Origin of the sequence: Syntrophomonas sp. UBA1041, assembly GCF_002316705.1 — a bacterium.
GTDB lineage: Bacteria > Bacillota > Syntrophomonadia > Syntrophomonadales > Syntrophomonadaceae > DTU019.
This window is the reverse complement of record NZ_DCEA01000117.1, coordinates 1-10,535: the sequence shown is the minus strand read 5'-3', so window position 1 is coordinate 10,535 and position 10,535 is coordinate 1. Positions and strand designations below refer to the sequence as shown.

Here is a 10,535-nt window from a genome sequence, read left to right as displayed (position 1 = left end):
GAATCATCTGGGGCTGATTGATCAAGGCCCGGGCGATGGCGGCCCGCTGTTGTTCACCGCCGGAGATGGCATTGGCCCGTTGGTCGCGGCGATGATTCAACCCAACTCTGTCCAGCAGCTCCAGGGCCCGTTTTTCCGCCGCAGGCGTGGCCCGGCCGGCATAAATCAGATAAGGAATCAAAACATTTTCCAGCACGGTGAACTGCGGCAGCAAAAAATGAGATTGGAAAATAAAGCCCATGGTCTGATTGCGAAAAAGGGCCAGCCCGTCATCATCCAGACTTCCCAAGTCAGTTCCGTCAATGATAACCTGACCTGCAGTGGGCCGGTCCAGCCCGCCGATAATATTTAGCAAAGTGCTTTTACCGGAACCGGAAGCTCCGATCAAGGAAGCGAACTCACCGGCCCGGACTTCCAGATCAATGCCAAACAGAACCCGGGTCTTGACCGTTTCACCGAAGTCCTTGACGATACCGCGGGCCTTAATCAATACCTCAGCCATTGCGGATCACCTCGATGGGATTGATCTGAGCAACCTTGCGTGCGGGCAGATAGGCTGATAATGTAGCTGCCACCATGGTGGTCAGTATTATTATCGCGGAAGTGAGCGGTTTCATAAGTAAGGTGTAATCCTGTCGGGCAAAAATAATAAAAGCCTTGCTCATGGCCAGGCCCAAGCCGAAGCCCAATAATATTCCCAATAGACCCAGAGTCATACCCTGAAACACAAATACCCGGGCCACACTGCTGGTGCGGATTCCCATCGCTTTTAAGATCCCGATCTGTTTGGATTTCTGTACCGCACTGATGGCCAGCACCGAGGCTACCCCCAAAGTAACGGCTAAAAGCACAAAAAATTGAATGGTATAACTGGAACTGCTCTGGCTGCTCAAAGCCGACAGCATCGAGGCATTGCTCTCCTGCCAGCTTTCTATTTCATATCCCGGCAGATGCGTCTCCCATTCCCGGGCCAGCTTTTCCGCCTCAAAAACCTGCTTCACCTGTATTTCTATGGAAGTGATTCGATCCCCGGTACCCAGAAGGGCCGCCGCCTGGCGTTGATCCATGACCAGCCAGCGTTGATTGGCGGCACTCATTCCCAGGTCAAAAACGCCGTCAACTAATATGCTTAGAGCTTCCCGGCCGGACAGTTCGAGCTGTATGGGGTCACCGGCGGTTATGCCCAGATCTTCAGCCAGATCTTTGCCAATCAGCACAGCCCCGTCAGGCGCATTCCGGCTCCCTGCAATAATGGAATTGCTGAGATCATAGATGCGGTCGCCCCGCTGCAGATCAAAGCCGCGCAGAACAATGGCGCAATCGGCCTGACCGCGCCGGATCAATCCCGAGCCTTCCACCACCGGCAGCACGGTTTCAATACGGCTGTCGGCAGCCAGGGCAGCGCTCACATTGCGCCATTCCACCATGGGGGCTACGTTCTGTTGGGTATTATCCTGCAGCAAAACCCGGTGCTCTGCCCGGGCCCGGCTGGCGTTGGCCGCCCCATAATCAGCGCTGCCGACCACCAGGTGAGCCGATCTGCCCACGGTTTTCTGGATAAGATTGGCCTGCAGGCCGTCTATCAGGGCGCTTAAAAACACCATCACCGCCACCCCGATGGCTATGCCCAAAACGATCAACATGGTTTGAGCTTTGTTCTCCTCCAGGAAGCGCCGGGCCAAACTGATTTCAAACCAAAAACTGCTTTTCATAGCCTATACCGTTCCCTGCTGTGGGGACAATTTCATGTTTTCCTTCAAATCAGCCGGTTGCAAAACCAGATCACCCTCTTTAAGTCCCTCGGTAATCACAATCCCGGCTTCGGTTCTCAAACCGGTCTGAAGCGGAGTAAAATGAGCCCGGTTGTCTATGGCCAGCCATACCCCGTTTTGCCCGTTCTCCACCGTCAAATAGCTGTCCGGCAGGAGGATGGCTCCTTCTTGCAGCGGACCGAACAGCTGCACCGACAGCAATTGTCCCGGATACAGCGGGGGCAGCTGACCGGAAAACCCCAATTCAGCTGTGAAAGAGCCTTGTTCAGCATTACCGCTGGGCTCTACATAGACCACCTCGGCCTCCCATTTAGCAGCGGCCGCATTGCTCAGCCATACCTGAGCTTGATTACCCAATGCAGCCATTTCAGCATAACGCTGATCTGGCTGGATTTTTATCCTCAATCCATCTCCGGCGGCTAATAAAGCAATTTTATTTCCGGCTGAAACCAATTCCCCGGGGCGAACATATAAATCCAACAGCGATCCGTCCGCCGGGGCCAGGATTCTGAACTGCTCCAGCAACAGTTCTTTCTCGGCCAGGTCTAATTGGCGCTGCTGCAACTCGGCCTGAAGAATGGCGATACTGGAGCCGCTCTGCTGCAGGGCCTCCATGGCGGCCCGGGCGGAACGGGCCAGTTCCCGGCTCACAGTGTGATTGCGCCGGGCTTGTTCCAACTCCGCACGGCTGACCGCTCCGGCTTCAGCCAGAACTTGAATACGCTGCAACTCCTGTTGGGCCTGTTCCAGGGCCAGGTCGGCCTGAACGCTGCTAGCCCGGGCTTCTTCGTAAGTGACGGTGGCGGATTTTTGCAGCTGCAAACTGGCCAGCTGCATGGCGGCGGCAGCCCGGTCTTTATTCACACGCGCCTGTGAATCGTCGATTTGCACCAGCAATTGTCCCTTTTGCACTTTAGCGCCGACGGCGACGGGACAATCGATCACCTTGCCTGAACTCAGGCTGGACAGCAGGGTGCTCCCCTCGGCGATGACCTCTCCGCTCAGCAGTAATGAGGGAACGTAGTCCTGTTTTACCACTACATAAGCCGGAACCCTGGCCGGGCTCAAGGCATGGTAGGCTGCCCAAGCCAATAGCAGAATAACCGCTCCGTAAATGACGGCTTTTTTAGGTTGTCCGGTGAATTTCATAGCGTGCTCTTCCAGTTATTGGTCAATAACATTAACTATATTTCTTGCTGTGATTATACTAACACAACCCTGCCAAATGGAGAGGTTCCTTTTTTGCACATATTGAAATGTGAAGGGGCTTTGGCCGGTTGCGATCATACTGCCGGGAAACCGGTTGGAAAACATTAAGACGCCGCTCTGCTTTCCAACTGGGGTCAATGCTTCTGTTGAGGGCGGGGAAACTTAATTCCGGCGACAAAAGGTCGATACTGTCAGTCGGGATCCAGTTCTATTGACAACAGCATAAAATGGTTTTATGCTGATAACGTATATTATTAAAAGGTGGCGTGTTGATGTCCGTTCTGTCTGTTATGGTGGTTCTCAACTAGATATAGTTGCAAAAGGCGCTGCATGGCGGGTTATTTCCCTTATTTTGTGCTGCCCTTTTGAAAAACATACCTGACAGACTGCTTCAATCTATGTTTAGATAATAATAGATGCGTGGCGAGGTGTGCTTGCCGCGCAGTTTTTGTATATTGAGGTTTTGGCCCGCAGGGAGCATTCTGACTATTACAGGTTTGCTATCTCTGGCGGGCATTTCATTTTTATGAGGAGGTCCCAATGGATAATTTCACCGCCCTTGAATTTGATAAAATACTGGAAAAACTGGCCGAAAACGCATTGTCCGCGGCCGCCAAAAACCGCTGCCGGGAACTGGCGCCATCATTAAAAGAGGCCCAAGTGAAGCTATGGATGGATGAAACCACCCAGGCCAGGCGCATTATTGAACAGATCGGGACACCGCCCCTTTCATCAATGGCGGAACTGCACCAGGTCATGAACCTGATCGCCATAGAAGCCATGCTAGTGCCCGAGCAGATCATGCAGGTTTTGTCCTTCCTGGCATCCTGCCGGAGGATGAAAAGATATCTCAAGAAAGCCGAGGCAACCGATGCGGATATCGCCTGGTACGGGGGATCGATAGACGAATTGGCAGAGCTGGAAAACGAAATTGAGCGCTGCATAAGAAACGGCATGGTGGATGACAGGGCATCGGCCCGGCTGGGTGATATCCGCAGGCAGATAGTTGTGACCAACGATCAGATCAAAGCCAAGCTGGAATCCCTCTTGCGAAAAAACAAAGCCTGGTTCTCAGAAAGCTTTGTCTCAATGAGAAGCGGCCGCTATACTCTGCCGGTGAAGCGCGAACACAAGAAGGATGTCGCGGGCACAGTCATCGAGATGTCCAATACCGGGGGAACCTGCTTCATCGAGCCTGCATCGGTAGGCAGACTGCAGTCGGAGCTATACGCCCTGCAAATTGAAGAGGACAGCGAAATCAGGCGCATCCTGTACTCGCTGACGGCCTTGATCAGCGGTAATCTTGCAACGATCAAGCACAATATCGAGACCATGGAAACACTCGATTTCCTCTTCGCCAAAGGCAAGCTCAGCATCTTGATGAAAGCATCACCGGTCGGCATGAACACCGCCAGAAGGATTCGCATGGAGAATGCCAGGCATCCCTTGATTTCCCGGGATTCCGCAGTGCCCTTGAACTTTGAGGCCGGCGGGGATAATAAGGGAGTGGTCATTACCGGGCCCAACACCGGCGGCAAAACCGTAGCTCTTAAGACAGTGGGGCTGCTCTCTCTGATGGCGCAGAGCGGGCTGCACGTCCCCGCCGATGAAGTCAGCGACTTTTGCCTGAACAATCTGGTCTTGTGCGACATTGGCGACGGGCAGAGCATAGCCGAAAACCTGTCCACCTTTTCCTCGCATATGAGGAACATCATCGCTATTTTAAAGCAGGCCGATCAAGAATCCCTGGTCTTGCTGGACGAACTTGGCTCCGGGACTGATCCCACCGAAGGCATGGGGCTGGCCATTGCGATCTTGGATGAGCTCGGCGCCAAAGGATGCCTGTTTGTGGTTACCACCCACTACCCGGAGATAAAAGAATATGCGAGCATGAAGCCCGGGTTGGTAAACGCCCGCATGACCTTTGACAAGGAAAGCCTGATGCCGCTCTATCAGCTTGAAATCGGGGAAGCCGGTGAAAGCTGCGCGCTGCATATTGCGGAAAGACTGGGGATGCCCCGGCAAATGCTGCAACGCGCCCACCAGGCCGCCTACGGCAGCAAAACCGATGAGCATCGGTCAGCGGCGCAGCAGAACAACTCAACCCCCAACCGGGCCGCCGCCACACCGCCCAGGATCGTCAAACAAGAGGAGCCGGAGCCTGAAATACAGTCTCACCGCGATAAATTCAACATTGGAGACAGCGTGTTTGTCTATCCGCGCAAGGAAATCGGTATCGTTTACGCTCGTTCCAATGAAAAGGGGGAAATCGGCGTACAGGTGAAAGGCCAAAAAAGGCTGGTCAATCACAAGCGCATTAAGCTCTTTGTGCCCGCCAGTGAGCTTTATCCGGAAGACTATGATTTCTCCATCATATTTGACAGCGTGGCCAACCGCAAAGCCAGACACCTCATGGGAAAACGGCATGTGGAGGGAAATGTGGCAATTACTAAAGAAGGAGACAATGAAAAATGAATATCATCCGCCCGGAAAGCGAAGACGATTATGACGGCGCTAGAAGCTTCTTGCCTGTCAAGATTATTCCCTATATTGGCCTGCCGGTCATTTGAAGAGTGGAAGGAAGTAAAAGAACGTCCACATGCTTCGCTTCCTCAGGCTACAATTAATAGTATGACAAATTGGGGAGGGCATTTAGAATAGCCGAGATATTTGATGCAATCGCCGCCGAGTACGACAAGTGGTATACAGATGAAGTCGGCAGTACTGTTCACGATTTGGAAAGAGAGATGGTTTTAAAGTCCATGGATCGCATCTCGGGGAAACTGTTCTCGACCTGGGCTGCGGCACCGGGATTTATGCTATAGATTTGGCCCTTATGGGTATGCAGGTCACCGGTATGGACATCTCCGCGGAAATGCTGGCCAAAATATTTTGATGGCCTACAGATCCCTGATTATCGGCTTTTTAGCCCGGGCGGCGAAGCTTGCGTCTCAGTTTTGCTTCATTTCTGCCACATTTATCATTTAAACTTGATACAGTCGATTTTCTCACCATATCAATGGCACTGCAGTAGCACAGCTTTTACTGTAGGGGACTTGGTTTCATATTTGTATGTAAAGTCCTATATTCTGAAAGGAGTGATGATCTGACGAAGTAATCGCGTCCGCTTGGTGGTGCCAAGAAAGCATCATCCGCTGATTTATAAGTCATCGAAATTAAAGACTAAAATAGGCCGAAGCCTCGGAGTCGAGACACGGGGGAACCATTTTATGGGGCGAGTTTTCATTAACCCTATATCGGTTGTGGAATAGGGCTAACCCAGGCCCGAGCCCGTCAGCTAACCTCGTAGGCAGATTGGGAATTCAGATGTTAAGCATGCTGCCCCCTGCAGCTGCCCTTTATCATCCTACTTTTCCTTTTCGATTATGCTTCATATGTATATTTCTCCTTTCTTGAGCTCTCTTCCGCTTGCCGTGGCTTCAGGCCGGTAGGAGGTATCCATGAACACAATTAAATCTTTTTCAGGCCAGATTACAGTCAGACTTTTGCTGTTATCACTATTGTTTGCATTTGGATTATTCGCAGTGGGTTGTGGCGGAAGCGGCAGCAACACCGGCGCTGAAGGTCAAAAGGAAAAACTGGTATTGGCCGACGTATCATGGGATAGCGTTAAAGTGCACAACCGCATCGTGGGCTTTATCCTGCAGCATGGTTATGGCTATCCCGAACCGCAGTATACCTTTGGCGAGACCCTGCCTTTGTTGCAGGGTATGAGCAAAGGTGACATTGATATAACCATGGAGATTTGGAAAGACAATTACGAAGAGCCCTGGAATGAAGCGGTTTCCAGCGGAGCAGTGTTGGATCTGGGGCAAAATTTCCCTGACGCTCCCCAGGGTTGGTATGTGCCCACCTATATGATAAAAGGCGACCCTGAGCGTGGCATTAAGGCAGTAGCGCCCGATTTAAAATCGGTCTCTGATCTGCCCCGTTACTGGCATCTCTTCAAAGACGCTGAAGTGCCGACTAAAGGGCGATTCCACACCAGTCCTCCCGGATGGGCAGTAACTCAAACCAATGCAACCAAATTCAAGACCTACGGATTAGATAAGACATTTAACCTTTTCAGCACCGGTTCCGATACCGCCCTGGCCACTTCCATGCTGACCGCCTATGAAAAGGGTCAGCCCTGGGTGGGCTATTACTGGGAACCTACCTGGGTAATGGGCCTGTTGGATATGACCATGCTGGAAGAGCCTGAATATAATGCGGAAGTATACAATGATCCCAATAATATCGGCTGTGCCTTCCCGGCAGCGCAAGTATTAAAGGGGGTTCACTCCAGCCTCAAAGACAGGGCTCCCGAAGTGGTGGAACTGGTTTCCAAATACCAGACCACACTGGCTGAAAACAACGATTTCCTTGGCTATATGCAGGAAAACGACACCGAAGCCGATGAGGCCGCCATCTATTTCTTGAAAAAGTACCCGGAGCGGTGGAAGAGCTGGGTTACCGAGGAAGCTGCCCAGAAGGTGGAACAAGCCCTAAAAGAGGTGAAGTAGCCATGATAAAAAACTACGATCATAATACCCTTCTGGAAGTAAATAATTTATGGAAAGTGTTCGGCAAACAGGCCGCGGATCTTGACCTGGAAGATGCACAGGCCGTTGAGCAGCTGCAAAATAACGGTGCTGTGGCAGCAGTACGCAATATATCATTTAAAGTGAAGCAGGGTGAGGTTTTTGTCATCATGGGACTGTCGGGCAGCGGTAAATCCACCCTGATCCGCTGCATTCCCCGCCTGGTAGAACCCACCCGGGGGGAAATCAAGGTCAATGGCCGCAATGTCTTACAGTTGGGCAAGAAAGAGCTCATCGATTTTCGCCGCCATGAAACGGCTATGGTGTTTCAGCATTATGGTTTGCTGCCTCATCGCAATGTCCTTGACAATGTGGCTTTTGGTTTGAAATTGTGCGGGGTAGCACCCCGTGAAAGAGAAGATCTGGCCAGGCAGGCCATCGCCCAGGTGGGGCTTACCGGTTGGGAAAATTATTATCCGGCGCAGCTTTCGGGCGGTATGCGGCAGAGGGTCGGCATCGCCAGGGCGCTGGTTCAAGACAGCGGTCTGCTCTTGATGGATGAGCCTTTCAGCGGCCTGGACCCCTTAATCCGCCGGGAGATGCAGGATACTCTTATCAATCTGCAAAAGCAGCTCAACCGCACCATCGTGTTCGTGACCCATGACCTGAGCGAAGCCGTTCGCCTGGGGGACACCATGGCGGTGATGAGGAACGGGGAATTTTTGCAGCAAGGCACTCCGGCGGAAGTGATGAGCAATCCCGCTGACGAATACGTGGAGCGTTTTGTTCAAGATGCCAATTCGCTTCTGCCGGGCAGCAGCAATCAGGTGTTTCCCAGGCATAAACGCGCCGTCAAGCAGCCCCGGTCCGGTGTGGCAGCGGTTCCCGTGCCTGTACCCACTGGGAGGTGAAAACAATGTTTCCTGAATCATGGCAATATAATTTAGCACCCTACATTGACAGTTCGGTAAAATGGATGGTGAAATCCTGGGGACCTTTCTTTGACGCTGTATCCGCCCTGGTGTTGAGCATGCTGCTTGAAATCGAACACATTCTGAAATGGGTCCCCTGGTGGGGGTGGATTATAATAGTCACAGCGATCTCCTGGCGCCTCACCAGAAGCTTCTACAAAACTCTCTTGCCCGGAGTACTCATTTTTAGCATCGGCATGTTCGGGCTGTGGGAAGTGGCTATGGAGACACTGGGCATTGTTGTGGTGGCGGTATTGATTTCATTGCTGGTCGGCATCCCCGTGGGCATTGCCATGTCAAGCTCTGAACGCTTCAACGGCTTAATAACCCCGGTGCTGGATGCCATGCAGACTATGCCCAGCCTGGTCTATCTTATTCCAGCTCTGATGTTGTTCGGGTTGGGCAAAGTACCTGCGGTCTTCGCCACGGTGATCTATGCTTTGCCTCCGGTTGTGAGGCTTACCAACCTGGGCATTCGCCAGGTGTCCAATGACATACAGGAAGCCGCCCTGGTGTTTGGCGCCTCGCCATGGCAAATGCTCAAAGAGGTGCGCCTGCCCCTGGCCATGCCCAGTATAATGGCGGGGATCAATCAGACCACTATGCTGGCCCTATCCATGGTGGTCATCGCAAGTATGATAGGAGCCGGCGGTCTGGGCGAAGAAGTGCTCAAGGCCACTAATCGCGTTGCGGCAGGAAAAGGCTTTGAAGCCGGATGGGCCATTGTGGTCCTGGCTATTGTGATCGACCGTATATCACAGGCTACCGCCAAGAGCTGGGAACCGCCGCAGAGATAAATGGAGCATTTGGCAGGAAGTACAGGGATTTTTCCGGGGAGAAGCAAGAGACCGGTTCTTTTGCTTCCCCCTCTGCTTCCCAGGACATCGACATTTGTATCACCATGGCTTGGAGCTGGCTGCACTACCACATAAATACTGACTGTGTCGGATATGACTACCATCTCTACCCTCAGTAAGACCACATTCTTATCAGTCTCTATTTCCCGGTTTATTATGCCGGGAATGAGCAGATAGTTGACTTCAGCCACATTCTGCCCCAGTATGGGGTTCAGCCACTCACGAATGTATTTCTCTACAGTCAGCCTAATGACACTTTCTTCGATATCATTAAAATCACTTTCATCAGCAAACTCTACATGGGTATCAATTCTGCTCACTATCCTCTTTTGGGGCTTTTCTTGCAGCTGCTGTATCTGTTTCTCCAGGGTTTGAAGATTATCCCGCAAGGATATATTTTCTATATGTAAGTCATCTATTTGCGAACCGATCATTATGGTGCTCAAAGATGCACCAGCCAGCATCCCCAGGATAAACACAGCCGCCCAGAAAATGAATAATTTCATTTGCCTTTACCAGCCAGAACGACAATCAAGTAATACCCGGCCTGAGTGCCTACAATGGCGAAAAAAATATACAGCAGTTGTTTGACTAAGGGTCGTACCTCTCCTTTAAAGAGCCCGGATTCTATTATCTCGAAGGTGTAAAAAGTCCCTCCTATGGCTGCTACAATAGCCCAAATCTTGATTTCCCGGGCTAGTTTAAGCATGGTGCTCATAGGTGGTTCCTTGATTAGAACAGCGGCAAAAGAGCCCAGTAACGAGGCGCCCAGGATTATGCCCATAGCAGTGAAGAATATCAATATTGACTTGTGGGAGAAAGCAGTCATGTTCTTAGCTCCGTTTTATCTTGAGTCCTGCCTTAATATATTCAGCAGCAGGGATTCTAATAACCCCAGGCATGGGTTCTTCTGCCCGCTTGAAGGGTCATGACGAAGCATGGGACGTCAAACTGTGATTGAGCCTGCGGACCTGGAGACTGGTTTTGCGGGAATGAGCGCGGGGCTATATTCTTCGTTTCCGGGGAAACTGGCTAATGAAAGAACCCCCACAGGGCGAAAAAATGCCAAGTGGGGGCGGTACTTTTTATCAGCTCGGGACCTGTGACAGATGGGACGAGCAAAGGAAAACATGAGAAGCGGGAGCGGGAAGCAAAAAGAACGTCAGACCGTGTGAGAACTCCCGG

10 protein-coding genes and 1 riboswitch are annotated in these 10,535 nt (G+C 51.8%); of the genes, 6 read left to right on the top strand and 4 right to left on the bottom strand.

All coding sequences use genetic code 11. The annotated features are described in order from the left end of the window. From B2633_RS17120 to B2633_RS17110, 3 genes are all read right to left on the bottom strand, one after another. On the bottom strand, nucleotides 1–502 hold a 502-nt coding region (locus B2633_RS17120; RefSeq protein WP_483171879.1), incomplete at its 3' end, for an ABC transporter ATP-binding protein. Continuing rightward, complete coding sequence (locus B2633_RS17115) at nucleotides 495–1,712, bottom strand: ABC transporter permease (protein WP_483171878.1); 1,218 nt, start codon at nucleotides 1,710–1,712, stop codon at nucleotides 495–497. The genes B2633_RS17115 and B2633_RS17120, both read right to left, overlap by 8 nt. A gap of 3 nt (nucleotides 1,713–1,715) precedes the next feature. Next, nucleotides 1,716–2,921 carry an efflux RND transporter periplasmic adaptor subunit gene (locus tag B2633_RS17110; protein ID WP_483171877.1) on the bottom strand — a complete coding sequence of 402 codons (1,206 nt, stop codon included), beginning with the start codon at nucleotides 2,919–2,921 and terminating at the stop codon, nucleotides 1,716–1,718. Nucleotides 2,922–3,521: 600 nt separating this feature from the next. Between B2633_RS17110 and B2633_RS17105 the strand changes: the two genes are divergently transcribed. From B2633_RS17105 to B2633_RS17080, 6 genes are all read left to right on the top strand, one after another. After that, nucleotides 3,522–5,456 carry an endonuclease MutS2 gene (locus B2633_RS17105; RefSeq protein ID WP_483171876.1) on the top strand — a complete coding sequence of 645 codons (1,935 nt, stop codon included), beginning with the start codon at nucleotides 3,522–3,524 and terminating at the stop codon, nucleotides 5,454–5,456. Between the two features lie 164 nt (nucleotides 5,457–5,620). Then, entirely contained in the window at nucleotides 5,621–5,806 is a 186-nt protein-coding gene (locus B2633_RS17100) for a hypothetical protein (RefSeq protein WP_483171875.1), read from the top strand. Beyond that, nucleotides 5,776–5,877, top strand: a complete 102-nt coding sequence (locus B2633_RS17095; RefSeq protein ID WP_483171883.1) for a class I SAM-dependent methyltransferase — start codon at nucleotides 5,776–5,778, stop codon at nucleotides 5,875–5,877. Before B2633_RS17100 ends, B2633_RS17095 begins: the two co-directional genes overlap by 31 nt. A 285-nt stretch (nucleotides 5,878–6,162) precedes the next feature. Continuing rightward, a riboswitch (cyclic di-AMP (ydaO/yuaA leader) is annotated at nucleotides 6,163–6,308 on the top strand. A gap of 134 nt (nucleotides 6,309–6,442) precedes the next feature. After that, nucleotides 6,443–7,504, top strand: coding sequence for an ABC transporter substrate-binding protein (locus B2633_RS17090; RefSeq protein ID WP_483171874.1), 1,062 nt, complete (start codon nucleotides 6,443–6,445; stop codon nucleotides 7,502–7,504). Nucleotides 7,505–7,506: 2 nt separating this feature from the next. Then, nucleotides 7,507–8,433: an ATP-binding cassette domain-containing protein gene (locus B2633_RS17085; protein WP_483171873.1), complete on the top strand. Its 927-nt coding sequence runs from the start codon at nucleotides 7,507–7,509 to the stop codon at nucleotides 8,431–8,433. Between the two features lie 5 nt (nucleotides 8,434–8,438). Next, nucleotides 8,439–9,290 carry an ABC transporter permease gene (locus B2633_RS17080; protein WP_483171872.1) on the top strand — a complete coding sequence of 284 codons (852 nt, stop codon included), beginning with the start codon at nucleotides 8,439–8,441 and terminating at the stop codon, nucleotides 9,288–9,290. A 562-nt stretch (nucleotides 9,291–9,852) separates the two neighbouring features. On the opposite strand, the gene B2633_RS17075 is transcribed toward B2633_RS17080, so the two are convergent. Continuing rightward, nucleotides 9,853–10,179, bottom strand: coding sequence for a YtrH family sporulation protein (locus B2633_RS17075; protein ID WP_483171871.1), 327 nt, complete (start codon nucleotides 10,177–10,179; stop codon nucleotides 9,853–9,855). Between the last annotated feature and the right edge of the window lie 356 nt (nucleotides 10,180–10,535).

What these genes read in the sequence shown, in the direction of transcription:
- B2633_RS17105 (WP_483171876.1), top strand. Translation starts at nt 3,522, where the DNA reads ATGGATAATTTCACCGCCCTTGAATTTGATAAAATACTGGAAAAACTG.
- B2633_RS17075 (WP_483171871.1), bottom strand. Translation starts at nt 10,179, where the DNA reads ATGACTGCTTTCTCCCACAAGTCAATATTGATATTCTTCACTGCTATG.
- B2633_RS17115 (WP_483171878.1), bottom strand. Translation starts at nt 1,712, where the DNA reads ATGAAAAGCAGTTTTTGGTTTGAAATCAGTTTGGCCCGGCGCTTCCTG.
- B2633_RS17080 (WP_483171872.1), top strand. Translation starts at nt 8,439, where the DNA reads ATGTTTCCTGAATCATGGCAATATAATTTAGCACCCTACATTGACAGT.
- B2633_RS17090 (WP_483171874.1), top strand. Translation starts at nt 6,443, where the DNA reads ATGAACACAATTAAATCTTTTTCAGGCCAGATTACAGTCAGACTTTTG.
- B2633_RS17110 (WP_483171877.1), bottom strand. Translation starts at nt 2,921, where the DNA reads ATGAAATTCACCGGACAACCTAAAAAAGCCGTCATTTACGGAGCGGTT.
- B2633_RS17085 (WP_483171873.1), top strand. Translation starts at nt 7,507, where the DNA reads ATGATAAAAAACTACGATCATAATACCCTTCTGGAAGTAAATAATTTA.